The sequence below is a fragment of the Pseudomonas sp. JV414 genome (genome assembly GCF_032424305.1).
Taxonomy (GTDB): domain Bacteria; phylum Pseudomonadota; class Gammaproteobacteria; order Pseudomonadales; family Pseudomonadaceae; genus Aquipseudomonas; species Aquipseudomonas lini.
Map to the genome: position 1 here is coordinate 33,140 of NZ_VYKC01000003.1, position 26,114 is coordinate 59,253.

A 26,114-nucleotide genomic window follows, 5' to 3' on the forward strand; every position below is an offset into this window, starting at 1 on the left:
ATGGCTTGAACAATCTTGCGCACTTGCACGCAACCGGTACTGATTTTCGAGATTGACAAACGTCGCGCCGACTTTTAAAACTGAGCACCTCATTCAGGGTGTAAGCAACCATGTCCGCAACCTTCAACCTCAACACTGTCGTCATTGGCTTGAATGCCAAGGCGCAAGGTTGCGTTGCGCACGCCCTTAAATCGAAGAAACAGTCGCTCATGTGACCGGGGCGCGCTGTCCCGTCAGATGAGCTGACAGGACATTGAGCGCGGCGGACACTCCCTCCTTCTTGCTGACTTCCTTCTACGCTTCTGACGGTGACGAAATCGGTCAACCTTCAGGAGAAAGTGCATGTCATCGTTTCAAGGTATCTGGGTTCCCATCGTTACGCCGTTTCACCATGGCGCGATCGACTTCGACGGGTTGCGGCGGCTGGTCAGTCATCTGCTGGAAAAAGGCGTCGATGGCATTGTGGTCTGCGGCACCACCGGGGAAGCCGCGGCGCTGGGCAAACATGAGCAGCTGGCGGTGCTCGATGCGGTGCTGGAACTGGTTCCGCCAGAACGTGTGGTCATGGGCCTGGCCGGCAACAATCTTGCCGAATTGCTGACATTTCAAAGCGAAATCCTCAAACGTTCTCTGGCGGGTTTGCTGGTTCCACCGCCGTACTACATTCGCCCGTCCCAAGCCGGCCTTGAAGCCTTTTTCAAGACCGTCGCCGATGCGTCCAGCGTCCCGGTCATTCTCTACGACATTCCCTATCGCACCGGCATCGCCTTCGAACAGGCGACCTTGCTGCGGATCGTCGCCCATGAGCGGATCGCCGCGATCAAGGACTGCGGCGGCAATCCAGCCACCACCCTTGCGCTGCTCTCCAGCGGCAAAGTCGACGTGCTGTGCGGTGAAGACCACCAGATCTTCGGCGCTTTGTGTCTGGGTGCCAAAGGCGCGATTGCTGCCTCGGCTCATGTTCATCCCGAGCTGTTCGTGACGCTGTATCAACAGATCCGCGACAACCAGTTAGCAGCCGGCCGAACGACCTTCTTCAAGTTGCTGCCGCTGATTCACAGCCTGTTCATCGAGCCCAATCCCGCGCCGGTGAAAACTGCCCTGGCCGTTGAAGGGTTGATCCACGACGAGCTCCGCGCGCCGATGCAATGCAGCAGCGAAGCCACGTCGGTGCGTTTGAAAGAAGTATTGGCAGTGCTCGAAAACAGCAATCGATAGAGCACACGCGCCCAGCCCGAGTACCATGGAGCGATTCACATAACGCGTCAGGGAATCGACATGCTTTACCGAATCGCAGCCGACGGGCTGGTGCTGTCTCACTTGCTGTTCATTCTGTTCGTGCTGTTCGGCGGGCTGCTGGTGCTCAAATGGCATCGCCTGGCCTGGTGGCACCTGCCCGCCGCCGCGTGGGGCGTGATCGTGGAAGTTTTCCACCTGACGTGCCCACTGACCGAATGGGAAAACCTCATGCGCCATGCGGCCGGGCAAACCGGCTACGGCGGCGGTTTTATTGAACATTACGTGTGGCCGATTATTTATCCGGCCGGGCTGACACCCACGATTCAACTAGGACTGGGCAGCGTGGTGCTGGCGATCAACGTGCTGATCTACCTGCGGCTGATCCGCTTATGGAGATTGCGGCACCCGACTCGTTCAGGGCAGTAACCGGTCTGGCTGAGTTCAGTTGGCAATGACGCTCATGTTCCGGCCACTGGCCTTGGCCACATACAGCGCCTTGTCTGCTGCGCCGATCAAATCTTCGGGCTGGCTCTGCGCTGTCTGGTTGTAGGCACAGACCCCCAGGCTGACCGTGACGAGGCCTTCGGGGCTGCCGCTATGCTTGATGTCCGTTTGCTGAACCGCGCGACGGATCTTTTCCGCCACCAGAAACGCCCCCACATAATCGGTGCCGGGCAACACCACCGTAAACTCCTCACCACCGAAGCGGGCAGCAAGATCGCCGGGGCGCTGGATGTTGTCAGTGATGATGGTGCTGATCTTGCGCAAACACTCATCGCCCGCCAAATGACCGTAGTGATCATTGAAACTCTTGAAATGATCGACATCGATCATCAGCAACGCCAGGCTGGTGTGGGTACGCCTGGCGCGGCCCATTTCCGCCAGGATGAACAAATCGAACTGACGCCGGTTGGAAAGCCCGGTCAGTGCATCCTCCAAAGCCAGCAACTTAAGGCTGTGGTTGACCTCAATGAGTTTTTCCTGCGCCTCCAGCAATTCGTTCTGAATATGATTCTGCTGTTTCATGACGCGGATCAGGCGATAGCCGAGAACGCCCAGAAACCCCAGCAGTAATGAGACGATGCCCGCACTGAGCATTGACTCCTGCCGCCAACTGGCCAGGACTTCAGCCTTGTCGAGCGCGGCAAAAACGATAAGCGGATAACCCTCGACCCGCCGAAACCCCACCACCCGCTCCACCCCGTCCACGTAGGATTTGACGATGGCCGTTCCGGAATTGCCCTTGGGCAACAGCTGGGTAAACAGCGGCCCCTTGGCGACACTGGTACCGATATCGGCTTCGTTGAACGGGCGGCGGACGACGATGGTGGCGTCGTCGGCGATCAGATTGACCACCCCGTTACTGCCCATGTCGATGCTGTTGTACAGGTCCAGGAAATGGTTGAGATAGATCGAAGCCGCCACCACGCCGGCAAACCGCCCATCGGCGTGATTGATTCTGCGTGACACGGTCATGACCCACTCACCGGTCGAGCGACTTCTTATCGATGGACCGATATGAGGACCGCGGTCGGGATGATCACGATGGTAGATGAAATATTCACGGTCGGAGTTGTTGGCATTGGCCAGCACAGCGTTATTGGAGTTGGCGAGCCAGCGTCCTTCTTCGTCGAAAACGAACAGCCCATGGATTTGCGCCAGTTCACCGCGCTGGGCGTGGAGCAAACGTTGCAGTCTGGGAATTTTCGCCGGCTCCATGCCGTCGTTTTCGAGGCGGTCCACCACGGCAAACAGCAGTGTGTCGGCCTGCTTGATCGAGGCCTGTGCCTGCGAGGCCAGGGTTTGCGCCAGGTTGGACATCTCCACTTCGCTGCCGCGCAAATGATACTGCCGCGCATTCCAGCCCTCACCGATCACAATGGCCGTCATGGACAGGCATACCGCAATAAGCAGAGAAACCGCGTATCGAACCTTGAGTTTCGACTCAACCTGCCCGGGTACCCAAGGCGTGGCAAGCCGGGTGCTTTCAGTACGATCTTTGACGAACGGATGCCCCATGACGCTCCTTTAATCCCTTATGACATGGCGAATTTTCCCGTTCGCCCTTTTAGCGCCAGCCAGCCGTGGCTGGCGCTCGGACCACTATGACTCATCAACGAATACGATAGGTGATTTGCACAAAAATGCTCATCGCCAACGATCGTAAGGCTACATCTGCGTCTGTTTCACCGCCTCAAGCCAGGCCGGATTCAATTGTGTCTGTTCGGTCTCGATGCCCAGCGCTTCCATCCGCGCCTTGTGCTGCTCCATCTCACGGGTCAGCTGGCTATGGTCGCTGGAATTGCCGTCCAACTGGTGCATCTGGCTCAGCCCCAAGTGATAAAAACGCAGCAGCTTCATGGCGCTCGGATCGCCCTTCTCCACTGCCGCCGTCACCTGGTGCATGACGTTGGTGATGCTCATCAGGCTGCGTTTGAGCTGCCAACCATAGACCGCTGGCGCCATCCATTCCTGGGTCCAGAACGTGCCGCGCATCAGCGCCGCCATCAGCAATAACGCGGCAAACACGCCGCCCACGTTGAAACGCAGATTGTCGCCGCCGGGCTCACCGAACAGCGCCACCGCCGCCGTGGACAGCACCATCGCCAGCGCCAGGAACATCAGGGCGATGATTACCGTGCTGCGCCGCGTCTGGCGTCGATAGGTTTCGGCATTCATTGGCTGGATTTCGAACATCGCGACGGGGTTCCTTGCATCAATGGTAAAAGGCTCTGTGGCAAAAAGACTGCGGGGCATTATCGCCTCCCCGAAGGATTTAGCTATGCTGGGGCTCCTTTTCATCTTTCCATCGTTAAACGGGGAACATGGCGATACAGCGCAGTTCGTGCCATCTTCTCCATGGATACACACTATTCGGATGCCATGCGCCTGCCGGCGGGTGACATCGTTTTAAGGATCATTGAATGACCCAACGACATGTAATCAACGCCTCGGTCAGCCCTAAAGGCAGCCTGGAAACACTCTCCCAACGTGAAGTACAGCAACTGAGCGAAGCCGGAACCGGCCTCACCTACACCCTTTTCCGCCAGTGCGCCCTGGCCATCCTCAATACCGGCGCTCACGTCGATAACGCCAAGACCATTCTGGAAGCCTACAAAGACTTCGAAATCCGCATTCACCAGCAAGACCGCGGCGTACGCCTGGAACTGCTGAATGCCCCGGCCGACGCTTTCGTCGATGGCGAAATGATCGCCAGCACCCGCGAAATGCTCTTCAGCGCCCTGCGCGACATCGTCTACACCGAAAACGAACTCGACGCCTTGAGCATCGACCTGAGCACCTCCCAGGGCATCAGCGACTACGTCTTCCACTTGCTGCGCAACGCCCGCACCCTGCGCCCCGGTGTCGAACCGAAAATCGTGGTGTGCTGGGGCGGCCACTCGATCAACACCGAAGAATACAAATACACCAAGAAAGTCGGCCACGAACTCGGCCTGCGCAGCCTGGACATCTGCACCGGTTGCGGCCCCGGCGTGATGAAAGGTCCGATGAAAGGCGCGACCATCGCCCACGCCAAACAGCGCATCCACGGTGGCCGCTACCTCGGCTTGACTGAACCGGGGATCATCGCCGCCGAAGCGCCGAACCCGATCGTCAACGAACTGGTGATCTTGCCGGACATCGAGAAACGTCTGGAAGCGTTCGTCCGCGTCGGCCACGGCATCATCATTTTCCCGGGTGGCGCGGGCACGGCGGAAGAATTCCTGTACCTGCTCGGCATTTTGATGCACCCGGATAACGAAGGCCTGCCCTTCCCCGTGGTCCTCACCGGGCCGAAAAGCGCCGCGCCGTATCTGGAGCAGTTGCACGCCTTCGTCGGTGCCACCCTCGGTGAAGCCGCGCAGCGGCACTACGAGATCATCATCGACGACCCGGCTGAAGTGGCGCGGCAAATGACTCAAGGCCTCAAAGCGGTCAAACAGTTCCGTCGCGAGCGCAACGACGCGTTCCATTTCAATTGGTTGCTGAAAATCGACGAAGGCTTCCAGCGCCCGTTCGACCCGACCCACGCCAACATGGCCAACCTGCAACTGAGCCGCAACCTGCCGTCCCACGAACTGGCCGCCAACCTGCGCCGCGCGTTCTCCGGCATCGTCGCCGGCAACGTCAAGGACAAGGGCATCCGCCTGATCGAAGAACACGGGCCATACCAGATCCGTGGCGATGCCGCCGTCATGCAGCCGCTGGACAAACTGCTCAAAGCCTTCGTCGCCCAGCACCGGATGAAACTGCCGGGTGGCGCGGAGTATGTGCCGTGTTATCGAGTGGTGGCGTAACAATATTGATGTGAGCTTTAACATCCCCCTGTGGGAGCGGGCTTGCTCGCGAAGGCGGCGTAACAGTCGACATCTCTGTTGAATGTTAAGCAGCTTTCGCGAGCAAGCCCGCTCCCACACTTTGACAAGAAGCCCCGCGTGAAGCGGGGTTTCTTGTTTTTGGGGACTGTGTCAGTGGAGCCCATTGTGACGAGGGAGCTTGCTCCCGCTGGGTTGCGAAGCGACCCCAAATTCTGCAACCGCATTTTTTCTGGCACACCGCATATGCCGTTTTGCGACTGCTGCGCAGCCGAGCGGGAGCAAGCTCCCTCGCCACAGATGCCCAGTCACTTCAGATCCAGTGTCAGGCAGGTGGATCGAGGTTATCCAGCACTCGGTTGACGGCCAGCTCACCAAGCATCACCACCGATTGAATCCCCAACATCACGTTGCGGTGTGGCATGTCCATCAATCCGGCGAACTCAGTGAGCATCATGCTCGCCGACGCCAGGGATTCGCAGGCGTTGACCAGCAGGGTTTCGTTATCGACCTTCGCACCTACATGGTAAATGGTGCTGGGTTTGCGCTTGATGTCTTTGGGAATGGGCGGCTTGAGGTAGTGATCGAGGGCGCGGTCGGCGGCTTCGTTGAGTTTTTTGGAATCGAGGGATTCGTAGGGGGATGTTGGATCGGTTTCCGGCGGGTTAGGTGTTGGTTTGAACATAGATGAAACTCCAAATCAGAAAAGAGGAGCCATCACTCTCGCTACCAAACGAAGGGGTGGTGGCCATACGAAGGTTGGTAGACCGGTGACTTGGAGAACCGGCGCGCCCGAAGGCGCCCTGCGCATGGCCACCATAAACGCAAGCCGAAAAGGCTCTGCATCAGGTGCGCTATGCACGCAAGTCAAACCGGGCTACCAAACCCGATCGCTGTTTTTCAGCGACAGGCAAACGATAGAGCCCGGCCTCAAGGCGCACAAGCCGGCGGATTCTGGCGTAGTCGTAGGCAACGGCGCAAGGCTGTGTAGCCTGAGTGAGTATCTGGAAGTGTCGTTTAAACAGTGCTTGTTTAGTGGTCTGACTGTGGGTCTTGTGGTGGATGGGCCGGCCTCTTCGCGAGCAAGCCCGCTCCCACAGGGGATCTTCGGTGAACACACTATCTGTGTACGCCTGAGATCAAATGTGGGAGCGGGCTTGCTCGCGAAGAGGCCCGAAAAAACACCGTCCAACTTTCGGTCAATCCACCAATCGCACCGCAAGAGACTTGGCCTGGCTCGCCACATCAGTCACTGCCGTGCTCTCCCACCACATCCCGCGCAACGGTGGGCCCATGGCGAACAAACGGCTGGCGACCTGCCCGTCAGCGCTTAATACCGCACCGTCATCCGCGGCGGCAATCCCCAATGCCAATGGCCCTGGCCGCACCAGCCCGCGTGCCAATAGTTGCTGCGGCAATGGTCGCGCCACTCGCCGCCAGTCATATTCGATGCCACTGGAGTTGATCAGCGCCGCGCCATGCACCACGCAGGTTTGCGCCTCGCCCCGACGACGAATGCGAATGCTGACCTCCCCGTTCAACGAAGGCTCCAACCCTTTGAACGATGCAGCCTGAATCCGCAACCGCCCTTCCCCGTGCAGCCGCGCCACCAACTCGGCACTCAACGGCGGCGAGCGATGGTGATGGCTTTCCCACCACGGCCGCACATGTCGCACAAACTGACGACGCTGCACATCCGTCGCCTGGCTCCACAACCGCCCGATGTGCGCCCGCACGGTGTCGAGCGGCGCTTGCCAGTCGATGCCCTGGGCGATGGCGTCGCGGCAATGCCGGCGCAGTTCGCGCATCAACTGACGCGGCGTGCGAATGCTGTGATCCTCGGCCAAAAAGTCCGCCCAGGCAGGCGGCTGTCGCCGCACATGCGGTAGCAGACCATGACGGGAAAACACTTCGATCGGCCCGCGATGCCCGGCCTGTTCCAGCGACACCACGGCATCAACCATGGTCAAGCCGGAGCCGATGATCAGCACCGTCGACTGCGGATCGAGCTGACGCATGGCGGTCACATCCCAGGGATCGAGCGCCGCTGCGTTCAAGCCGCTGGATTCGGTTTGCGGCGTGCGCGCAGCGGGGAACATGCCAGTGGCCAGCACCGCATAGGCGCCCTGCAAACGTTGCCCGTCACTCAAGATCAGCAATACAGCGTTGTCCCGGGTTTGCAGGTCGACCACCTCGGCCCGTACATGCTCGACACTCGAACCATTCAATGAGCCCACCGCCTGCGCCTCGGCCAGACGCTGCTGCACATAAACGCCAAACAGCCCGCGCGGCGGAAACAGTTCACTGATCGGCACATGCTGCTGATCCGACTCAGGCCAACCACCCGCCGCAATGTACTCGGTCAGCCATTGGGTCAAATCATCAGCGTTGTCGGGATCGACGCTCATCCGCGCCGCGTTGCCGTTGAGCGTATGGCCCAACTCCACCGCGCTGTACGCTTCGCCCCGACCGAGTTCGGCGCGGGGTTCGATCACCAGCACCTGACGCTTGCCCGGCAAGCGCAGCAACTGCGCCGCCAGCATCGCGCCGCTGAGGCCGCCGCCGATGATCAGGATGTCCGCGTGGCGGATGGCGTCGGTCGCCTGTCCGCGTGGGGTGTCAGTCATGGCGTTCTCATTGATCAGTGTTTACCTAAATAGAAGTCGTGCAGATCGCCCCGTGCCAGTAACTCATCGGCGGTACCGGACAGCACCACGCGACCCGTGTCGAGGACGTAGGCCTTTGAGGCGTACTTGAGTGCCACGTTAATATTTTGCTCGGCAATCAGGAAGCTCACCTGCTCGTCTCGATTGAGTTGCGCCACGATCTCGAAAATCTCCTGGACGATAATAGGCGCCAAACCCATGGAAGGTTCATCGAGCAATACCAAAGTAGGACGTGTCATCAACGCCCGGCCGATGGCGACCATCTGTTGTTCACCACCGGAGGTCAGCCCGGCCCGGGTCTTGCGCTTGGTTTTCAGGCGTGGAAACCAGGCGTAGATGCGCTCCAGATCCACCGCCAGGTCCTTGCGGCTCAGACCGCGAACGAAGCCGCCGCTGCGCAGGTTGTCCTCCACCGTCAGTTGTGGGAACACGTGCCGGCCCTCCAGCACATGCACCATGCCCTGGCGCACGCGAACGCTCGGATTAATCCCAGCGGTATCACGCCCGAGAAACTCGATCGTCCCTCGACTGACTTCCGCGCGCTCGGCCCGCACCAACCCGGAAATCGCCTTGAGCGTGGTGCTTTTGCCCGCACCATTGGCCCCGAGCAACGCGACGATGCCGCCCTTGGGCACCGTCAGCGACACCCCGGCCACGGCCAGGATCGCCCCGTCGTAGATCACCTCGATGTCGTTGACTTGCAACAGGTCATTGGTGGCAATGTCGCTGGCGGCTTGGCTCATACGTTATTCATCCCCGGTGCAGGTGCGTGGCGTCAGGCCTTTTTCCTTGGCGAACGCGGCGGATTTTTCATCGATCAATGGCCGCAGCAAGGCGCGGTCGGCGGGGATCCAGTCGCTGATCAGCGTCCAGTGGGCGCCGTCCCACTGTTGAACCCGCGCCGAACCGCCACCCTCATGATCCTTGCAAGACAGCTTGAGGTTCTGCATCAGGCCGAAGTAGCCCATGTCCTTGAGCCGCGCGTCGTCGATGTTCAGGTGTTCCAGGCCCCAGCGCCCTTCTTCGCCGTTAAGCGGCCGCTTGCCGAATTTGCCTTGGGCGGTACGGATCGCTTCCACCATCACTGCCGCGTTCACCAGCCCGGAGTTGTAATAGACGCTGCCGAAATTCTTCAGGTCCTTGAGGTCGCTTTTGCCCTTGTCGAGGATGGCTTGCTTGAGGCGTTTGTGGATCTCGAATTCGCTGCCGGCCGGGTATGGCGTCAGCGCCAGATACCCTTTGGCGGCGGCGCCCGCGGGCAACACGTCTTCGCTGGAACTGGCCCAGATGTCGCCGACGATGTGGTCCACCGGGAAGCCGAAACGCGCCGCCGTCTTGACCGCCACCGGCGTCGACACGCCCCAGGTGCGCAGGAACACCCAGTCCGGGTTGGCCTGGCGCACTTGCCGCCATTGCGCCGATTGCTCGTTGCCCGGATCGGCCACCGGGATCTGGATGTTTTCGAAGCCGTATTTCTCCGCCAGCAATTTCAACGGACCGAGGGTTTCCCGACCGTAAGCCGAGTCGTGATAAACCGTGGCGATTTTCTTGCCCTTGAGTTTGTCGAACCCGCCCTCGCGCTGGGCGATGTAGTTGATCAGGCTCGAGGCCTCGCTGTAGAAGGTCAGCATCACCGGAAAGTTATAGGGGAACACCGTGCCGTCGGTGGCTTCGGTGCGACCATAACCTAGGGTGATCAGCGGGATCTTGTCGACTTCCGCCCGCTCGCTCAGCGCATACGCCGCCGGGGCGCCGTTGGGTGAGTAGATCGCCACCGGGGCGCCATCCAGGCCTTTCTTGAAGCGCTCATAGCACTCGATGCCCTTCTCCGCCGTCCACTCGGTTTCGCATTCCTGCCAGACCAGTTTGACGCCGTTGATCCCGCCTTCCACATCGTTGATGTAGTTCAGGTAATCGAGCATGCCGGCCCACACTTGCACACCGCTGGAGGCGTAAGCGCCGACCCGGTAAGTGGCCAATGGGAAGAACTGCTGGTCTGGCGAGGCCAAAACCTGTGGCACTGCGCTGCCGAAAATCGCCAGCGTCAGAGCGACACCGGCCAATGAACGTTTCAAGGATGCACGCATGTTGTCTCTCTACCAGGTTGGGGATTCAGAAGCGCAGCGGCCAGTGACTCAGCCGTTCACGAAGGTTGCTCAAGAGGCGAATCAGGCCTTCCGGTTCCTTGATCAGAAACAGGATGATCAGCACGCCGAAGATGATTTTTTGCAGGTTCTGCAACTGGCCGGCGTCCACCGAACCACCGAACAAGGCTTGCCCGGCATGGCTGAGCAGGATCGGCAGCAGGCTGATAAACGCCGCACCGACGAAGTTGCCGGCGATGCTGCCCATGCCACCGATAATGATGATGAACAGGATCTGGAATGACCGGTTGATATCGAAGCTGCTGGCGCTGGCCGTGCCCAGATAAGCAAAGGCCCACAGCGCCCCGGCGATGCCGAGGTAAAACGAGCTGACGGCGAACGCCAAGTGCTTGTAGCGCACCACCGGAATGCCGATGACTGCGGCGGCGGTGTCCATGTCGCGGATCGCCATCCAGTTGCGGCCGATCTGGCTTTTCACCAGGTTCACGGCAACCCAGGTCAGTAGCAGAACGGTAGTCAGGGTCAGCAGGTAGCGGCCCAGCGGCGTGTTCAGATCATGGCCAAACAAGGCCAGTTTCGGCGCGGAAATGGTTCCGGACGAACCGTAGTTGTAGAACCAGGGGAACTTGACGAACAGCCACTCCAGGAAAAACTGCGCGGCCAAGGTGGTAACCATCAGGTAAAAGCCCTTGATCCGCGAACTCGGCAGGCCAAAGACAAACCCCACCACCGCGCTGATCAGCCCGCCGCCGAGCAGCGCCACCGGCAAGCCCAGCTCTGGCAAACGCAGTAGAAAACCGTAGGTGGCAAAGGCGCCGACCGCCATGAAACCGGCCGCGCCGACCGAGGTCTGGCCGGTGTAGCCGGTGAGCAGATTGAGGCCAAGCCCGGCCAGGGACAGCACCAGAAACGGGATCAGAATCGCGTTCAGCCAATAGTCGTTGCCGGTCAGCGGCACGACCACGAAGGCGATCAACAACAGCGCAATCAAACCAATCGGCACACGACGCTGGATCAACACCGCCGGCGCGGTTTCACGGGTAAGGGAAATCGACATGGGTTCAGACTCGCTCGATGGCGCGCTCGCCGAACAGGCCGGCGGGACGGATGTACAGGAAGGCCAAAGCCAGGACGTAAGCGAACCACGGGGTAATGCCACCGCCGATCAGCGGGCCGATGTACACCTCGGCGAGGTTCTCCGCCGCACCGACGATCAACCCGCCGACAATCGCCCCGCCAATCGAGGTGAAGCCGCCGATGATCAACACCGGCAAGGCCTTGAGCACCACCAGCGACAACGAGAACTGCACGCCTTGGCGCGCGCCCCACAACAATCCCGCCACCAGCCCGACGATGCCGGCCACCGCCCAGACGATCTGCCAGATGCGGTTGAGGTTGATGCCGATCGACAGCGCGGCGGTGGTGTCATCCGCCACCGCGCGCAGGGACACGCCAATGCGGGTTTTGTTGAACAGCAGCGCCAGCACCGTCACCAGCACGATGGCGGCCGCTGCGGCAATCAGGTCGAACTGGCTGACCATCATCCCGCCGATAAACAGCGGCACGTCGTCGATGCCCAGATCCAGCGCCCGCACTTGCGACCCCATCAAGCCCTGAGCCAGGCCTTCGATGATGAACGACAACCCGAGGGTGGCCATGAACAGGGTGATCTGCGAGCGATTGACCAGTGGCCGCAACACCAGCCGTTCGATCAATAACGCGCCGACGATCATCACCACAACGGTCAGCAACAGCGCCAAGGCGAACGGCACGCCTTGATCGTGCAGGCTGACAAAGGTCAGCGCGGCGAACAGCAGCATCGCGCCCTGGGCGAAATTGAACACGCCGCTGGCCTTGTAGATCAGCACGAAGCCGATCGCGACCAGCGAGTACATAGTTCCGGCGAGTAAGCCGCCGAGCAGGGTTTCGAAGAAGAACGTCATCAGTGCACCACTCCCAGATACGCCGCGATGACGTCGGGATTGGCCTGCACCTCGGCCGGCGTGCCGTCACCGACCTTGCGCCCGTAATCGAGTACCACCACATGGTCGGACAGGCCCATCACCACGCTCATGTCGTGCTCGATCAATACCACCGTGGTGCCGAGGTCGCGGTTGATGTCGGCGATGAAGCGGGCCATTTCCTGCTTCTCTTCGGCGTTCATCCCGGCCATCGGCTCATCGAGCAGCAACAGGCTGGGACCGGCGATCAAGGCACGGCCAAGCTCGACACGTTTTTGCAGGCCATAGGACAGCTTGCCCACCGGCACATCGCGATGGGCTTGCAGTTCGAGGAATTCGAGAATGCCCTGGGCCTGCCGCCGGAAGTCTTCAGCCTCACGCCGGGCTCTTGGCAGGTTCAGCGCCTGCTCAATGAAACCGCTGCGCAGGTGCCGGGACAGGCCGGTGAGGATGTTGTCGATCACACTCATTTTCTTGAACAGTGCGTTGTTCTGGAACGTGCGACCGATGCCCCGGCGTGCGGCGGTCAATGGGTCGATACGCTTGAACGGCTGTTGCTCGAACACAATCGAACCGGCATCGAAGCGGTACACGCCGTTCAGCACGTTGAGCAGCGAACTCTTGCCCGCGCCGTTGGGGCCAATCAGCGCGCAGATCTCGCCCCGGCGCACATCGAACGACAGTTCATTGATCGCCTTCACGCCTTTGAAGGACAGGGAAATACCGCTGACTTGCAGAATGGAGTCGGTCGAGCTCATGCGATGTCCCGTTTGAATTCAGCGAGCCAGGTCGACTCGGGTTGAGCATCGGAAATGCGGGGGGCTTGCCAGATGAAATGCAGGTTGTGGAAGCCCAACAGGCGGCGAACGCGGTTCTTGATCAAGCGTTGCAAACCCTTTTCCGGGTTGGCGATGGCCCAGTCGCAGAGGCGTCGACGCCAGGTACCGTGGGGCGCGAGGCGGCTGTCGATTTCTGCAGCCAATTGTTGTAGGCGTTCGGCGGATAGCAGCAGCCCGGACGGCGCCACTTCACGACGGTCGCGGCTGGCGCTGCCGGGGCTTTCCGGGAAGGCCAGGGATTGGCCGCTGGTCAGCCATTGTTCCAGCAGCACCGTCAGGCCGTGCTGCCACTGGGTGCCCTCTTCGCTCCACAGTTGCGCGTCTTGATTCCAGCGGTTGAGGCGTTGCGCAGGGTCCACCGGGCCGAGTAATTCGGCGAAATTCAGCAGCGTCAGGCCTTGGTTGGTCCAGAGTTGCTGCGTCTGTCTCCCTTGAACGAACGCGTGAGTTGGACGGCTGCGCCATAAGGCTTTGTGCAGCTCCTCGGAGTCGAGGTTGTCCGGCAGCGTCAGCAGTTCGGCGCCGATGTGCCGGGCAGCCAATGCGAGCAGCAACAGATTGGGCTCGAACACACCGCTCAAGGCCAGGCGCGAGTCTTCGGTAAAACCCTGCTGACGCAAACCATCGGCCAACCGCTCGACATCGCGCAAAACATCGATCCAGCGCCAGACGAACCACTGACCGTGGCGCTTGTGTCGCAAGGCCGGCTGCAACGGACTGACCTGCGCCCAGTGCTGCAACTGTTCCAGGGCGCGAGGCACCTTGACCTGCCATTCGGCGGTGTCCGCGATGGGCGGACGCTTGAGTTCATGCACGCTCATTGGCTTACCTCTTATCCATGGGCAAAAGCGTGCGGTGGTCCGCTGGGCTGGAATCTGTAAAACACCACCGTCCCAATGTGGGAGCGGGCTTGCTCGCGAAACCGATGTAACTGGCTATATCAATGTTGAATGTGCCGGCCTCTTCGCGGGCAAGCCACGCTCCCACAGGGTTTTGTGTCGTCCACAAATATCGCCGGCGATACGAAACCTGTGGGAGCGTGGCTTGCCCGCGATGGCGGTGTGACAGGCGACATCGATGTTGGACGTACTGGCCTCATCGCGGGCAAGCCCGCTCCCACAGGGTTTTGTGTCGTCCACAAATATCGCAGGCGATCCGAAACCTGTGGGAGCGTGGCTTGCCCGCGATGGCGGTGTGACAGGCGACATCGATGTTGGACGTACTGGCCTCATCGCGGGCAAGCCCGCTCCCACAGGGTTTTGTGTCGTCCACAAATATCGCCGGCGAAACGAAACCTGTGGGAGCGGGCTTGCCCGCGAAGGCGTCTACGCAGACACCACTTTCTTCTCCTGCCGCCGCAACCCCGCCAAGTCTCGATAGCCCGCCCCCGGATGTATCTCCGGCAATCGCGCCCCTTCGCCAAACAACTTCTCGCGCAAGGTCCCCGGCGCATAGTCGGTCTTGTACACCCCACGCTTCTGCAACTCCGGCACCAATAACTCAACGGCATCGATGAACGTTTCATGGGTCAACGCATAAGCCAGGTTGAAGCCATCCACATCGGTCTCCTCGACCCATTCCTGCAGCAAATCGGCGACGGTCTCGGGGCTGCCGACAAACAGTGGCCCGAAACCACCGATCCCAACCCAATCGGCCAGTTCGTTCGGCGTCCAGACCTTGTTCGGGTCCGCCGTGGAGAACGCCTCCACCGCCGATTGAATGGCATTGGTGTGCACGTGTTTGAGCGGTTCATCCGGTTTGAACTGGCTGAAATCGATCCCGGTCCAGCCCGAGATCAACGCCATGGCGCCCTCATAACTGACCCAGGTTTTGTATTCTTCGAACTTGGCTTTGGCCTTGGCGTCGGTCTCGCCGAGGATCACCGTTTGCAGATTGAAGATCAGGATCTTCGACGGATCGCGCCCCGCCTCGGCCGCCCGGCGACGGATGTCGCCCACGGTTTTCTTCAGCAGCACTTTCGACGGCGCGGCGACAAACACACACTCGGCATGTTCGGCGGCGAACTGCTTGCCGCGACTCGAGGCGCCGGCCTGATACAGCACCGGCGTACGTTGCGGTGAAGGCTCGCAGAGGTGAATGCCCGGCACCTGAAAGTGTTTACCAACGTGTCGGATCTCGTGGATTTTGCTCGGATCGCTGAAAATCCGCCGCTCGCGATCCCGCAGAATCGCGCCCTCTTCCCAGCTGCCTTCCCACAGCTTGTAGCAAACCTCCAGGTACTCTTCGGCGAAGTCATAACGGGCGTCGTGTTCGGTCTGGGCTTTCTGGCCGAGGTTCTTCGCGCCGCTTTCCAGGTACGACGTGACAATGTTCCAGCCGGCGCGGCCCTTGGTCAGGTGATCGAGAGTCGACAGGCGTCGGGCAAACGGATACGGGTGTTCGAAGGACAGCGACGCGGTCAGGCCGAAACCCAGATGTTCGGTGACCAGCGCCATCGGCGGGATCAGTTGCAATGGATCATTGACCGGTACCTGCGCCGCCTGACGAATAGCCGCGTCACCGTTGCCGTTGTAGACGTCATATATGCCCAGCACATCGGCGATGAACAAACCGTCGAACTTGCCGCGTTCGAGGATCTTCGCCAGATCGGTCCAGTACTCAAGATCCTTGTACTGCCAGGATCGATCCCGCGGATGCGCCCACAAACCCGGCGACTGGTGGCCGACGCAGTTCATGTCAAAGGCGTTGAGACGAATTTCACGGGCCATCAAACGACACTCCGCACGCTGGGTGGATGGATGCCGTTGAGGCGGAAGTTGCCAATGAGGTGGAGCTTCCAACGCAGCGGATCATCCAGCGATCCAGGCAACACGGTACGTTGGCCGGTGAGTTCGAATTCGGCATTGCTGACGGCATTTAAAGCATCCGCGCTGGCCAGGTGCGACTCGGCGATGGCGACGCTGATTTCCGTGTCGTCATCAACACTGTTCAGAAAGTCTTCGGCGCGTTCGAGCAGCGCGGCGGCGACTTCAATCCGGATGTGCAAATCGCCGAAGCGGCTGATGACGTAAGGATCATCCGTGGCTTGGGTCTTTTGCCGGACGAAACGCAACGTCGCATCGAGCAAGCTGCGAGCGTTGTGCAAGTCGTGCTGAGGCTTGGCCAGGGGCTGCCCGGTAACAATTGGTTGGGTCAAGGCGTTCATGGGTCGCTCCTCAGTTCCAGGCGTGGCGCGCAGGCTTCACGCCGTTGAGCAGGTAGTTGCCGATCAAGTGATATTTCCAGCGTGCCGGGTCGTGCAAGGTGTGAGTCCGGGCGTTGCGCCAGTGACGGTCGAGGTTGTACTTGCCGAGCACCGAGCGGGTGCCGGCGAGTTCGAAGAGTTTGCTGCTGGTGAGCAAGGCGATTTCGGCAGAGAGGACTTTCGCCTGTGCGACCACCACCGAGGCGCGGGCAACGGTGTCCTCATTGGGTTTGAGCAACGCGCCGTCGATGGCTTGGCCGGCTTTTTTCAGGATGGCTTCGGTGCCGTGAACCCGCCATTCCAGATCGCCGATGGCGGCGATGCTGAACGGGTCCTGCCAGCCGTGATCCTGCTGGCTGTCGATCCATGGGCGGGCTTCACGAGCGTAACGCTTGGTTTCCTCCAGGGCGCCGATGGCGATGCCGGTATCCACCGCTGCCTGGATAATTTGCGAGATCGGGCCGTCGGCGGTGGGTTCGTCGAACGCCTTGTGGGCCGGAATCACCGCGCTCAAAGGCACGCTCACCGCGTTCAGGGTCACGCCGCCGCTGGCAGTGGTGCGTTGGCCGAAACCATCCCAACTGTCGATCACCGTCAACCCGGGATTGTCGCGCTCGATGAAGGCGATGAAAGCCTTGTTCTCTTGATCGACCGCCACCGCCGGCACGATGTGCGCGAACAAGGCGCCGGTGCAGTAGAACTTCTCGCCGTCGATTTGCGCGGTGTCTTCATCGAAACGGATACGGGTTTCAAAGGCACCGGCATTTTTGCTTTTGGATTCGGAGAAGGCGTTGCCGAAACGATAACCCTGCAGGACTTTGCCGAAGTAATAGCGCTTCTGCGCTTCGGTGGCGGTTTGCAGCAGGATGTCGAGCACGCCCAGATGGTTTTGCGGGATCTGGCCGAGGGACGGGTCGGCGGCGGAAATGATCTTGATCACTTCGGCGACCGTCACGTAGGACACGCCGGCACCGCCGTATTCTTTGGGAATGGTGATGCCCCATAAACCACTGGCGGAGAACTCGTCGAGTTCAACGACCGGCAGACGTCGCTCGCGGTCACGAGCGCTGGCCTCGATAGCGAAGCGTGCGGCTAGCTTGTGTGCGACGGCAATCGCCTCGGCGTCCGAATGGATCACATGGGCGGTTTGCGAGGGTTGGGCAGAGGCTGTCATGGGCCGACTCCGGGATTCTGGTGAATGCCCCAGAGCTTTTGCAGGAGTCGTGCCTGAAACTAAATTTGTTTTATTTCAATAGCTTAATTAACTATCCGAGAAACACTTGCAGCTTTAAAACAGCAAAGTGCTTATCCAGTGTTGGTCGGCAAACAGTCAGATCACCACATTACGCACAAACCGCGCCGCCACTTCCCCGTCGTTGCGATAGGAATGTGGCTGGTTGCTGGCGAACATGAAGAATTCACCGGCGGCGATTTTCTGCGGTTGGTCGCCGAGCATCAGGGTCAGGCAGCCTTCGAACACATAAATCTGCTCACTCCAGCCTTCGGCATCCGGCTGCGATGGATAAACCTCGCCCGGTTGCAGGCACCATTCCCATTGTTCCACTTCACGGGTGGCGGTGGCTTTTGACAGTAAAACGGCTTTACTGCCGGGGATCGTTCCCGCCCAGGCGACTTCGTTGATACGGCTCGGATCGCGGGCATCCGGGGCCTGGATCAGATCGCTGAAGGCGACGTCCAGTGCTTCGGCCACGCGATCGAGGGTGGTCAGGCTGACGTTCTTCTCGCCAGCCTCGATGGCCACCAGCATGCGGCGGCTGACCCCGGACTTTTCGGCCAAAGCGGTCTGGCTCATGTCGGCGGCGTGGCGCAGACGTCGGACGTTCTGGCTGACGTGCTGGAGAACCGAGGCCCGTTGGGTGGAATCTTTGTGCACTATATTGCTCACTTGATGGTGTTGCGCAGTATACTGCCCAACTTCCGGCGCATTGTGCGTCTCCCTCAGGTAGCACGCAAGGTCATGACGTCGGTGAACTCCTCCCCTGCTTCCTCCCGTTTCTCACGGTTCAGCAAAGCTGAGTGCGTGCTGGTGCTGATCACCATGGTCTGGGGCGGGACCTTTTTGCTGGTGCAGCATGCAATGACCGTCAGCGGGCCGATGTTTTTCGTCGGTCTGCGCTTTGCCGCGGCGGCGAGCATCGTTGCCCTGTTCTCCTGGCGTCATCTGCGCGAACTGACCTTGTTCGAACTCAAGGCCGGGGCGTTTATCGGCGTGGCGATCATGCTCGGTTATGGCCTGCAGACCGTGGGTTTGCAGAGCATTCCCAGCAGTCAGTCGGCGTTTATTACCGCGCTGTATGTGCCGTTCGTGCCGTTGCTGCAATGGCTGGTGCTGGGTCGGCGTCCGGGGTTGATGCCGAGTATCGGGATCATGCTGGCCTTTACCGGGTTGATGCTGTTGTCGGGACCCGCCGGCGCTTCGTTCAATTTCAGCCCTGGGGAAATCGCCACATTGATCAGCGCCGTGGCGATTGCGGCGGAGATCATTCTGATCAGCACCTACGCCGGCCAGGTCGACGTGCGCCGGGTAACGGTGGTGCAACTGGCGGTGACTTCAGTGCTGGCATTTCTGATGGTGGTGCCGACTCAGGAAGTGATTCCGGGGTTCTCCTGGTTATTGTTGTGCAGCGCATTGGGGCTGGGCGCGGCGAGTGCGGCGATTCAGGTGGCGATGAACTGGGCGCAGAAGAGTGTGTCGCCGACGCGGGCGACGCTGATCTATGCCGGGGAGCCGGTGTGGGCCGGGATTGTCGGGCGGATTGCCGGGGAGCGGTTGCCAGCGATTGCGTTGGTCGGGGCGGGGTTGATTGTGGCGGCGGTGATTGTCAGTGAGTTGAAGACTAAGGGTAAGGCTTCTACCGAAGTTGATGAAGCCTTGGAGAGTGAAAGCGGCAATTAACAGCAAGATCAAAAGATCGCAGCCTTCGGCAGCTCCTACAGGAGTACGCATTCCCTTGTAGGAGCTGCCGAAGGCTGCGATCTTTTCGGGGGTTCCCCCTCTCCTTTGAAACAATGATAAACAGGAATTTTCCGTTTACCTTGTAGGATTCTGCGACAGCTTGGCGTTTGGTGATCCGGGAGCTGGCACGTATGATGCTTCACAAACTTCCGCAGATTAGAAGCCTATGTCCCTGATAGTTCTACTGCTTCTGCCTTTTATCGGCAGCTGTCTGGCAGCCTTGCTGCCGCACAACGCGCGTAACACCGAATCGCTGTTGGCAGGCCTGGTTGCCCTTATCGGCACCGTCCAGGTCGCCCTCTTGTACCCGCAAATCGCCCATGGCGGCGTGATCCGCGAAGAGTTCTTCTGGTTACCGAGCCTGGGCCTGAACTTCGTTCTGCGCATGGACGGTTTCGCCTGGCTGTTCTCGATGCTGGTACTGGGCATCGGCACGCTGGTTTCGCTATACGCCCGCTACTACATGTCGCCGGACGATCCGGTGCCGCGCTTCTTCGCGTTTTTCCTGGCGTTCATGGGCGCCATGCTCGGGTTGGTAATCTCCGGCAACCTGATCCAGATCGTGTTTTTCTGGGAGCTGACCAGCCTCTTCTCATTCCTGTTGATCGGCTACTGGCACCACCGCGCCGATGCGCGACGTGGCGCCTACATGGCGTTGATGGTCACCGGTGCCGGTGGCTTGTGTTTGCTGGCGGGGGTCATGCTGCTCGGCCATGTGGTCGGCAGCTATGACCTGGACAAGGTCCTGGCCGCCGGCGATCTGATTCGCGCACATGCCCTCTACCCTATTCTGCTTCCCCTGATCCTGATCGGCGCCTTGAGCAAAAGTGCGCAATTCCCCTTCCACTTCTGGCTGCCCCACGCCATGGCGGCGCCGACACCGGTTTCGGCCTATCTGCACTCAGCGACCATGGTCAAGGCCGGGGTCTTCCTGCTCGCGCGCCTGTGGCCGTCGCTGTCCGGCAGTGAAGAATGGTTCTACATCGTCAGCGGAGCCGGGGCCTGCACCCTGTTGCTCGGCGCTTACTGCGCGATGTTTCAGAATGACCTCAAGGGTCTGCTGGCCTACTCGACCATCAGCCACCTGGGCCTGATCACTTTGCTGCTGGGGCTGAACAGTCCGCTGGCCGCCGTGGCCGCGGTGTTCCACATTCTCAACCACGCCACGTTCAAGGCCTCGCTGTTCATGGCCGCCGGGATCATCGACCACGAAAGCGGCACCCGGGATATTCGCAAACTCAGCGGCCTGATCAAACTGATCCCGTTCACCGCCACCCTGGCCATGGTCGCCAGTGCCTCCATGGCCGGCGTACCGCTGCTCAACGGTTTCCTGTCGAAAGAGATGTTCTTCGCCGAAACCGTGTTCATCAACGCGACAGCCTGGATCGAGATGACCCTGCCGATCGTCGCGACCATCGCCGGGACGTTCAGCGTCGCCTATTCCCTGCGCTTCACGGTCGATGTGTTCTTCGGCCCGACCGCCACTGACCTGCCGCACACCCCGCACGAGCCGCCCCGCTGGATGCGCGCGCCGGTGGAATTGTTGGTGTTCACCTGTCTGGTGGTGGGGATCTTCCCCGCTCAAGTGGTCGGCCCGTTGCTCGCGGCAGCGGCATTGCCGGTGGTGGGCGGCACGCTGCCCGAGTACAGCCTGGCGATCTGGCACGGCTGGAACGCGCCGATGATCATGAGTCTGATTGCCATGTCTTGCGGCATCACCCTCTATCTGCTGCTGCGCAATCAGCTCAAGCGCGGGCGCTTCACGCACCCGCCGGTGATCAGCCACTTCAACGGCAAGCGCCTGTTTGAGCGCAGCCTGGTGATCATGATGCGCCTGGCTCGTCGTCTGGAGCGGCGGATCAGTACCCGGCGCCTGCAAACCCAACTGTTTCTGGTGGTGCTCGCCGCGGTGCTGGCCGGGTTGATCCCGATGCTGCACAGCAGCCTGAGCTGGGGCGACCGGCCGAAAATTCCAGGTTCGATCGTGTTCGTCACCCTCTGGTTGCTGGCGATTGCCTGCGCCCTTGGCGCGGCGTGGCAAGCCAAGTATCACCGGCTCGCGGCCCTGACCATGGTCAGCGTCTGCGGCCTGATGACCTGCGTGACCTTCGTCTGGTTCTCGGCACCGGACCTGGCCCTGACGCAATTGGCGGTGGAAGTGGTGACCACGGTGTTGATCCTCCTCGGTCTGCGCTGGCTGCCGCGACGGATCGAAGAGGTCTCGCCATTGCCGAGCAGCCTGCGCAAGGCCCGCATCCGCCGGATCCGCGACTTGCTGCTGTCGATCACGGTCGGTGGCGGCATGGCGCTGCTGTCCTACGCGATGTTGACCCGCCAGACGCCCAACGACATTTCCTCGTTCTACCTCAGTCGCGCCCTGCCCGAAGGCGGCGGTAGCAACGTGGTCAATGTGATGCTGGTGGACTTCCGTGGCTTCGACACCCTCGGCGAAATCACCGTGCTGGTGGCCGTGGCCTTGGCCGTGTTCGCCCTGTTGCGACGCTTCCGCCCGCCGAAAGAAAGCCTGCAGCTGCCGGCGCAGCAACGTTTGCTCGCGCCGGATGTGGTCACCGACCTGGTCAACCCGCGTCACGCCAGCGACACCGCGCTCGGTTTCATGATGGTGCCAGCGGTGCTGGTGCGTCTGCTGCTGCCGATTGCGTTTGTGGTGTCGGTCTACCTGTTCATGCGCGGGCACAATCAACCGGGCGGCGGTTTCGTCGCCGGTCTGGTGATGTCGGTGGCGTTCATCCTGCAATACATGGTCGCCGGCACCCAGTGGGTCGAGGCGCAAATGAGCCTGCGACCGCTGCGCTGGATGGGCACCGGGCTGCTGTTCGCCACGGTCACCGGGCTCGGGGCGATGGCGGCTGGCTATCCATTCCTCACCACCCACACTTGGCATTTCACATTGCCGTTGCTGGGCGACATTCACATCGCCAGCGCGCTGTTCTTTGACATTGGCGTGTACGCCGTGGTGGTCGGCTCGACCCTGTTGATCCTGACCGCCCTCGCCCACCAATCGGTACGTGGTCATAAAACCAGCGCGCAACCCAAGCCCGCGGCCAAAGTGGCTGCCACGCAAGGAGCCATCTGATGGAAGAAGTCATCGCAATCGCCATCGGTGTGCTGGCCGCGTCCGGCGTGTGGCTGGTGCTGCGGCCACGGACGTTCCAGGTGGTCATGGGCCTGTGCCTGCTGTCCTATGGCGTCAACCTGTTCATTTTCAGCATGGGCAGCCTGTTCATCGGCAAGGAGCCGAACATCAAGGACGGCGTGCCTCAGGATTTGCTGCACTACACCGACCCGCTGCCGCAAGCGTTGGTGCTGACCGCGATCGTCATCAGCTTCGCCATGACCGCGCTGTTCCTGGTGGTGCTGCTCGCCTCCCGGGGCCTGACCGGTACCGACCATGTGGATGGCCGGGAGCCTAAAGAATGAATCCGATGGCGCACCTGATCGCGGCACCGATTCTGCTACCGCTGCTGACCGCCGCGGTAATGCTGATGCTGGGTGAGAAACACCGTCCGTTAAAGGCCAAAATCAATCTGTTCTCCAGCCTGCTGGGGCTGGGCATTGCCGTGATGCTGCTGCAATGGACGCAAACCACTGGCGTGCCCGGCTCCATCGGCGTGTACCTGCCGGGCAACTGGCCGGTGCCGTTCGGCATTGTGCTGGTGGTCGATCGCCTGTCGGCGCTGATGCTGGTGCTGACCGGGATCATCGGCGTCAGCGCCCTGCTGTTCGCCATGGCGCGCTGGGACGGTGCCGGTTCGAGTTTCCACGCGCTGTTCCAGATTCAGCTGATGGGCCTGTACGGGGCCTTCCTGACGGCAGACCTGTTCAACCTGTTCGTATTCTTCGAAGTGCTTCTGGCCGCCTCTTACGGGCTGATGCTGCACGGTTCGGGTCGGGCGCGGGTGTCGTCGGGGCTGCATTACATCTCGATCAACCTGCTGGCCTCGTCGCTGTTTTTGATCGGCGCGGCGCTGATCTACGGCGTTACCGGCACGCTGAACATGGCCGACCTGGCGCTGAAAATCCCGCTGGTGCCGGAAGCCGATCGCGGCTTGCTGCACGCCGGCGCGGCGATTCTGGCGGTGGCGTTCCTGGCCAAGGCCGGGATGTGGCCACTGAACTTCTGGCTGGTGCCGGCTTATTCCGCTGCAAGCGCGCCGGTGGCGGCGATGTTCGCGATCATGACCAAGGTCGGCGTCTATACCTTGCTGCGCTTGTGGACGCTGCTGTTCTCCGGGCAGGCCGGGGCATCCGCGTACTTCGGTGGCGACTGGCTGATCTACGGCGGCATGGCGACCATCGTCTGCGCCGCCGTGGCGATCCTCGCCGCACAACGCCTGGAACGCATGGCCAGCCTGAGCATTCTGGTGTCGGCAGGCATTCTGTTGTCGGCCATCGGTTTCGCCCAGCCGAACCTGATCGGCGCGGCGCTGTTCTATCTGGTCAGCTCGACCCTGGCCTTGAGCGCACTGTTCCTGCTGGCCGAGTTGATCGAGCGCTCGCGTTCGGCCAACGAAATGCCACTGTTCGATGACGGCGAGCTGCTTCCACGGCCCCTGGAATCTTTGCAGCCGCCCAAAGGCTTCAACCTCGATGACGACCGCAAAGCCGTGGTCGGACAGGTGATTCCCTGGACCATGGCTTTCCTCGGTTTGAGCTTCATCGCCTGCGCCCTGCTGATCATCGGCATGCCGCCGCTTTCAGGGTTTATCGGCAAACTCAGCCTGCTCAGCGCTTTGCTCAATCCGCTGGGTCTGGGTATTGGCAGCGACGAACCGATATCGAACGGAGCGTGGGCTCTGCTCGCCCTGTTGATTCTGTCCGGGCTGGCCTCGCTGATCGCTTTTTCGCGCTTGGGTATCCAGCGTTTCTGGACCCCGCAAGAGCGGCCATCGCCCTTGCTGCGGCGCCTGGAATGCGTGCCGATCGTCGTTCTGTTGGGGCTGAGCATTGCGCTGACGTTCAAGGCTGAACCGCTGCTGCGCTACACCCAGGCTGCCGCTCAAGCGTTGAATAATCCGCAGCAATACGTGATGGCGGTGCTCGGCACCCGCCCGATTCCGAACCCGCAGGCCAGCGCAGCACAAGTGGAGGTGCAACCATGAAGCGCCTGTTTCCTGCACCCTGGTTGTCGTTGGCACTGTGGCTGCTGTGGCTGGTGTTGAACCTGTCGATGAGCCCCGGCAATCTACTGCTGGGCGCCGTGCTGGGGTTCTGCGCGCCGTTGATGATGCGCAAGCTGCGGCCGCTGCCGATCCGCATTCGTCGGCCTGGGGTGATCCTGCGTTTGTTCTTGCTGGTCGGGCGCGACGTGATCGTGTCCAACCTCGCCGTGGCTTGGGGCGTGCTCAACGCGGGCCGTCGTGCGCCTCGCTCGCAGTTCATCAAGGTGCCGCTGGATTTGCGCGATGCCAACGGCCTGGCGGCGCTGTCGATGATCTGCACAGTCGTCCCCGGCACGGTCTGGTCGGAGCTGGCGCTGGATCGCAGCATTCTGTTGCTGCACGTCTTCGATCTGGATGACGAAAACCAATTCATCCAGCACTTCAAGGCGACCTACGAGCGCCCCTTGATGGAGATCTTCGAATGAGCGCATTGCTGTCGAACGCGATCCTGCTGAGCCTGTTCATCTTTTCGGTGGCGATGATTCTGACCCTGATCCGTCTGTTCAAAGGCCCGTCGGCCCAGGATCGGGTTCTGGCACTGGATTACCTGTACATCATCGCCATGCTGATGATGCTCACGCTGGGTATTCGTTATGCCAGTGACACTTATTTCGAGGCGGCGCTGCTGATCGCCCTGTTCGGCTTCGTCGGCTCGTTTGCCCTGGCCAAATTCCTGCTGCGTGGCGAGGTGATCGAATGAACGCTGAATTGTCTCTGTGGGTTGAAATGGCGGTGGCGATTCTGCTGGTGCTGAGCAGCCTGTTTACGCTGATCGGTGCGGTCGGGCTGCTGCGGATGAAGGATTATTTCCAGCGCATGCACCCTCCGGCGCTGGCCTCGACCTTAGGCGCGTGGTGCGTGGCGCTGGCTTCGATTATTTACTTTTCGGCACTCAAGTCGGCGCCGGTGCTGCATGCCTGGCTGATTCCGGTTCTGCTGTCGATCACCGTGCCGGTGACCACGCTATTGCTGGCCCGGGCGGCGCTGTTTCGCAAGCGCATGGCGGGGGATGATGTGCCGGCTGAGGTGAGTAGTCGGCGCACGGAAACGGGGAGCTAAGATCAAAAGATCGCAGGCTTCGCCAGCTCCTACATTGGTCGTGGTCATCGCAATTGTGGCGTATGACATCAAATCCGTAGGAGCTGCCGAAGGCTGCGATCTTTTGATCTTGCTTGTCCCGAATCAGATCCAGGCCACTGCCAACAACCCGGCCCCCAACACCACACACAACGGCGAATACGCCCACGTATCCAGCCGGGCAAACCTCGATCCCTTCTCCTGCTTGAAGAACCCCACCAGATTCGAATCACCGATCGCCCGGGCGAACATCAGCATCGCGATTGCGCTGATCACCCATTGCAACGACCAGTGATGCACCGTGGGCAGATACAGCCCGACCCGCAGGCACACCAGCATCGCGATCAGCAGTAAACCCACCGCCACCAGCAACGTGGCAAAGCCCGACGGCTTGAACGCCGGCCTTGATGCCTCACCGCCCTCCCCGGGCACTCGCGGCACCGCCGCCTCGCTGCCCCACTTGCCACCCGCAGCCCAATACAGGTGGACCAGGCTGATCAATAAAAAGATTGCAGCAATCCATTGCGCGACCAAAAGGCTCATATT

General features: G+C 60.8%; 25 protein-coding genes. 10 read left to right on the forward strand and 15 right to left on the reverse strand.

The features are described from left to right. The first annotated feature begins 342 nt into the window (after positions 1 to 342). Entirely contained in the window at positions 343 to 1,218 is an 876-nt protein-coding gene (gene dapA / locus F6R97_RS04840; RefSeq protein ID WP_315866146.1) for a 4-hydroxy-tetrahydrodipicolinate synthase, read from the forward strand. A gap of 60 nt (positions 1,219 to 1,278) precedes the next feature. Then, a complete protein-coding gene (locus tag F6R97_RS04845; RefSeq protein ID WP_008009099.1) occupies positions 1,279 to 1,665 on the forward strand; it encodes a DUF2784 domain-containing protein in 387 nt (128 codons plus the stop codon). 15 nt (positions 1,666 to 1,680) lie between these two features. Here the strand turns inward: F6R97_RS04845 and F6R97_RS04850 are convergent, their stop codons facing one another. Both F6R97_RS04850 and F6R97_RS04855 read right to left on the reverse strand, forming a co-directional pair. Then, the gene (locus F6R97_RS04850; protein ID WP_038982804.1) at positions 1,681 to 3,258 is read right to left on the reverse strand and encodes a sensor domain-containing diguanylate cyclase; all 1,578 of its coding nucleotides are present in this window, start codon (positions 3,256 to 3,258) and stop codon (positions 1,681 to 1,683) included. A gap of 150 nt (positions 3,259 to 3,408) precedes the next feature. Then, complete coding sequence (locus F6R97_RS04855; RefSeq protein WP_038982806.1) at positions 3,409 to 3,936, reverse strand: DUF3087 family protein; 528 nt, start codon at positions 3,934 to 3,936, stop codon at positions 3,409 to 3,411. A gap of 227 nt (positions 3,937 to 4,163) precedes the next feature. On the opposite strand from F6R97_RS04855, the gene ppnN reads away from it, so the two are divergent. Then, positions 4,164 to 5,537: a nucleotide 5'-monophosphate nucleosidase PpnN gene (gene ppnN, locus F6R97_RS04860; RefSeq protein WP_038982807.1), complete on the forward strand. Its 1,374-nt coding sequence runs from the start codon at positions 4,164 to 4,166 to the stop codon at positions 5,535 to 5,537. Between the two features lie 343 nt (positions 5,538 to 5,880). Here the strand turns inward: ppnN and F6R97_RS04865 are convergent, their stop codons facing one another. From F6R97_RS04865 to F6R97_RS04920, 12 genes are all read right to left on the reverse strand, one after another. Then, entirely contained in the window at positions 5,881 to 6,240 is a 360-nt protein-coding gene (locus F6R97_RS04865; RefSeq protein WP_038982808.1) for a DUF6124 family protein, read from the reverse strand. 514 nt (positions 6,241 to 6,754) lie between these two features. Next, positions 6,755 to 8,182 carry an FAD/NAD(P)-binding protein gene (locus F6R97_RS04870; RefSeq protein ID WP_315866147.1) on the reverse strand — a complete coding sequence of 476 codons (1,428 nt, stop codon included), beginning with the start codon at positions 8,180 to 8,182 and terminating at the stop codon, positions 6,755 to 6,757. Between the two features lie 14 nt (positions 8,183 to 8,196). After that, positions 8,197 to 8,964 (reverse strand): ABC transporter ATP-binding protein, encoded by a 768-nt coding sequence (locus F6R97_RS04875; RefSeq protein WP_315866148.1) that lies wholly within the window; start codon positions 8,962 to 8,964, stop codon positions 8,197 to 8,199. 3 nt (positions 8,965 to 8,967) lie between these two features. Beyond that, positions 8,968 to 10,308, reverse strand: a complete 1,341-nt coding sequence (locus F6R97_RS04880) for an ABC transporter substrate-binding protein (RefSeq protein WP_315866149.1) — start codon at positions 10,306 to 10,308, stop codon at positions 8,968 to 8,970. A gap of 25 nt (positions 10,309 to 10,333) precedes the next feature. Further along, positions 10,334 to 11,383, reverse strand: coding sequence for a branched-chain amino acid ABC transporter permease (locus tag F6R97_RS04885; protein WP_217858502.1), 1,050 nt, complete (start codon positions 11,381 to 11,383; stop codon positions 10,334 to 10,336). 4 nt (positions 11,384 to 11,387) lie between these two features. Then, positions 11,388 to 12,269: a branched-chain amino acid ABC transporter permease gene (locus F6R97_RS04890; RefSeq protein ID WP_008014134.1), complete on the reverse strand. Its 882-nt coding sequence runs from the start codon at positions 12,267 to 12,269 to the stop codon at positions 11,388 to 11,390. After that, positions 12,269 to 13,045: an ABC transporter ATP-binding protein gene (locus F6R97_RS04895; RefSeq protein ID WP_048397024.1), complete on the reverse strand. Its 777-nt coding sequence runs from the start codon at positions 13,043 to 13,045 to the stop codon at positions 12,269 to 12,271. The genes F6R97_RS04890 and F6R97_RS04895 overlap by 1 nt, the downstream gene beginning before the upstream one ends. Continuing rightward, positions 13,042 to 13,947 (reverse strand): AMP-binding protein, encoded by a 906-nt coding sequence (locus F6R97_RS04900; protein WP_315866150.1) that lies wholly within the window; start codon positions 13,945 to 13,947, stop codon positions 13,042 to 13,044. Before F6R97_RS04900 ends, F6R97_RS04895 begins: the two co-directional genes overlap by 4 nt. 504 nt (positions 13,948 to 14,451) lie before the next feature. Beyond that, the gene (locus F6R97_RS04905; RefSeq protein WP_315866151.1) at positions 14,452 to 15,855 is read right to left on the reverse strand and encodes an LLM class flavin-dependent oxidoreductase; all 1,404 of its coding nucleotides are present in this window, start codon (positions 15,853 to 15,855) and stop codon (positions 14,452 to 14,454) included. Next, positions 15,855 to 16,292: an acyl-CoA dehydrogenase gene (locus tag F6R97_RS04910; RefSeq protein WP_048397031.1), complete on the reverse strand. Its 438-nt coding sequence runs from the start codon at positions 16,290 to 16,292 to the stop codon at positions 15,855 to 15,857. The genes F6R97_RS04905 and F6R97_RS04910 overlap by 1 nt, the downstream gene beginning before the upstream one ends. A 10-nt stretch (positions 16,293 to 16,302) precedes the next feature. Next, positions 16,303 to 17,505 (reverse strand): SfnB family sulfur acquisition oxidoreductase, encoded by a 1,203-nt coding sequence (locus F6R97_RS04915; RefSeq protein WP_315866152.1) that lies wholly within the window; start codon positions 17,503 to 17,505, stop codon positions 16,303 to 16,305. A 156-nt stretch (positions 17,506 to 17,661) separates the two neighbouring features. Next, positions 17,662 to 18,225, reverse strand: coding sequence for a helix-turn-helix domain-containing protein (locus F6R97_RS04920; protein WP_038982597.1), 564 nt, complete (start codon positions 18,223 to 18,225; stop codon positions 17,662 to 17,664). A gap of 15 nt (positions 18,226 to 18,240) precedes the next feature. Between F6R97_RS04920 and F6R97_RS04925 the strand changes: the two genes are divergently transcribed. The 7 genes from F6R97_RS04925 (at position 18,241) to F6R97_RS04955 (ending at position 25,550) form a co-directional block, all read left to right on the forward strand. Then, the gene (locus tag F6R97_RS04925; protein WP_315866300.1) at positions 18,241 to 19,248 is read left to right on the forward strand and encodes a DMT family transporter; all 1,008 of its coding nucleotides are present in this window, start codon (positions 18,241 to 18,243) and stop codon (positions 19,246 to 19,248) included. Between the two features lie 226 nt (positions 19,249 to 19,474). Next, positions 19,475 to 22,405 carry a monovalent cation/H+ antiporter subunit A gene (locus F6R97_RS04930; protein WP_315866153.1) on the forward strand — a complete coding sequence of 977 codons (2,931 nt, stop codon included), beginning with the start codon at positions 19,475 to 19,477 and terminating at the stop codon, positions 22,403 to 22,405. Further along, positions 22,405 to 22,749 carry a Na+/H+ antiporter subunit C gene (locus F6R97_RS04935; protein WP_008029186.1) on the forward strand — a complete coding sequence of 115 codons (345 nt, stop codon included), beginning with the start codon at positions 22,405 to 22,407 and terminating at the stop codon, positions 22,747 to 22,749. The genes F6R97_RS04930 and F6R97_RS04935 overlap by 1 nt, the downstream gene beginning before the upstream one ends. Next, the gene (locus F6R97_RS04940; protein WP_038982600.1) at positions 22,746 to 24,431 is read left to right on the forward strand and encodes a monovalent cation/H+ antiporter subunit D; all 1,686 of its coding nucleotides are present in this window, start codon (positions 22,746 to 22,748) and stop codon (positions 24,429 to 24,431) included. The genes F6R97_RS04935 and F6R97_RS04940 overlap by 4 nt, the downstream gene beginning before the upstream one ends. Then, complete coding sequence (locus tag F6R97_RS04945; protein ID WP_038982601.1) at positions 24,428 to 24,916, forward strand: Na+/H+ antiporter subunit E; 489 nt, start codon at positions 24,428 to 24,430, stop codon at positions 24,914 to 24,916. The genes F6R97_RS04940 and F6R97_RS04945 overlap by 4 nt, the downstream gene beginning before the upstream one ends. Beyond that, the gene (locus F6R97_RS04950) at positions 24,913 to 25,191 is read left to right on the forward strand and encodes a K+/H+ antiporter subunit F (protein WP_038982602.1); all 279 of its coding nucleotides are present in this window, start codon (positions 24,913 to 24,915) and stop codon (positions 25,189 to 25,191) included. The genes F6R97_RS04945 and F6R97_RS04950 overlap by 4 nt, the downstream gene beginning before the upstream one ends. Next, positions 25,188 to 25,550, forward strand: coding sequence for a Na+/H+ antiporter subunit G (locus F6R97_RS04955; RefSeq protein WP_038982603.1), 363 nt, complete (start codon positions 25,188 to 25,190; stop codon positions 25,548 to 25,550). The genes F6R97_RS04950 and F6R97_RS04955 overlap by 4 nt, the downstream gene beginning before the upstream one ends. Before the next feature lie 123 nt (positions 25,551 to 25,673). Here the strand turns inward: F6R97_RS04955 and F6R97_RS04960 are convergent, their stop codons facing one another. Then, positions 25,674 to 26,111: a DUF3995 domain-containing protein gene (locus tag F6R97_RS04960; RefSeq protein ID WP_048397043.1), complete on the reverse strand. Its 438-nt coding sequence runs from the start codon at positions 26,109 to 26,111 to the stop codon at positions 25,674 to 25,676. Positions 26,112 to 26,114: the final 3 nt, after the last annotated feature.

Coding starts and splice junctions, on each gene's coding strand:
- F6R97_RS04945 (WP_038982601.1), top strand. CDS start 24,428: ATGAAGCGCCTGTTTCCTGCACCCTGGTTGTCGTTGGCACTGTGGCTG.
- F6R97_RS04850 (WP_038982804.1), bottom strand. CDS start 3,258: ATGGGGCATCCGTTCGTCAAAGATCGTACTGAAAGCACCCGGCTTGCC.
- F6R97_RS04895 (WP_048397024.1), bottom strand. CDS start 13,045: ATGAGCTCGACCGACTCCATTCTGCAAGTCAGCGGTATTTCCCTGTCC.
- F6R97_RS04915 (WP_315866152.1), bottom strand. CDS start 17,505: ATGACAGCCTCTGCCCAACCCTCGCAAACCGCCCATGTGATCCATTCG.
- F6R97_RS04960 (WP_048397043.1), bottom strand. CDS start 26,111: ATGAGCCTTTTGGTCGCGCAATGGATTGCTGCAATCTTTTTATTGATC.
- F6R97_RS04940 (WP_038982600.1), top strand. CDS start 22,746: ATGAATCCGATGGCGCACCTGATCGCGGCACCGATTCTGCTACCGCTG.
- F6R97_RS04870 (WP_315866147.1), bottom strand. CDS start 8,182: ATGACTGACACCCCACGCGGACAGGCGACCGACGCCATCCGCCACGCG.
- F6R97_RS04910 (WP_048397031.1), bottom strand. CDS start 16,292: ATGAACGCCTTGACCCAACCAATTGTTACCGGGCAGCCCCTGGCCAAG.
- F6R97_RS04930 (WP_315866153.1), top strand. CDS start 19,475: ATGTCCCTGATAGTTCTACTGCTTCTGCCTTTTATCGGCAGCTGTCTG.
- F6R97_RS04935 (WP_008029186.1), top strand. CDS start 22,405: ATGGAAGAAGTCATCGCAATCGCCATCGGTGTGCTGGCCGCGTCCGGC.
- F6R97_RS04955 (WP_038982603.1), top strand. CDS start 25,188: ATGAACGCTGAATTGTCTCTGTGGGTTGAAATGGCGGTGGCGATTCTG.
- F6R97_RS04950 (WP_038982602.1), top strand. CDS start 24,913: ATGAGCGCATTGCTGTCGAACGCGATCCTGCTGAGCCTGTTCATCTTT.
- F6R97_RS04865 (WP_038982808.1), bottom strand. CDS start 6,240: ATGTTCAAACCAACACCTAACCCGCCGGAAACCGATCCAACATCCCCC.
- F6R97_RS04845 (WP_008009099.1), top strand. CDS start 1,279: ATGCTTTACCGAATCGCAGCCGACGGGCTGGTGCTGTCTCACTTGCTG.
- F6R97_RS04875 (WP_315866148.1), bottom strand. CDS start 8,964: ATGAGCCAAGCCGCCAGCGACATTGCCACCAATGACCTGTTGCAAGTC.
- F6R97_RS04890 (WP_008014134.1), bottom strand. CDS start 12,269: ATGACGTTCTTCTTCGAAACCCTGCTCGGCGGCTTACTCGCCGGAACT.
- F6R97_RS04885 (WP_217858502.1), bottom strand. CDS start 11,383: ATGTCGATTTCCCTTACCCGTGAAACCGCGCCGGCGGTGTTGATCCAG.
- F6R97_RS04880 (WP_315866149.1), bottom strand. CDS start 10,308: ATGCGTGCATCCTTGAAACGTTCATTGGCCGGTGTCGCTCTGACGCTG.
- dapA (WP_315866146.1), top strand. CDS start 343: ATGTCATCGTTTCAAGGTATCTGGGTTCCCATCGTTACGCCGTTTCAC.
- F6R97_RS04905 (WP_315866151.1), bottom strand. CDS start 15,855: ATGGCCCGTGAAATTCGTCTCAACGCCTTTGACATGAACTGCGTCGGC.
- F6R97_RS04925 (WP_315866300.1), top strand. CDS start 18,241: ATGGTGTTGCGCAGTATACTGCCCAACTTCCGGCGCATTGTGCGTCTC.
- F6R97_RS04900 (WP_315866150.1), bottom strand. CDS start 13,947: ATGAGCGTGCATGAACTCAAGCGTCCGCCCATCGCGGACACCGCCGAA.
- ppnN (WP_038982807.1), top strand. CDS start 4,164: ATGACCCAACGACATGTAATCAACGCCTCGGTCAGCCCTAAAGGCAGC.
- F6R97_RS04855 (WP_038982806.1), bottom strand. CDS start 3,936: ATGTTCGAAATCCAGCCAATGAATGCCGAAACCTATCGACGCCAGACG.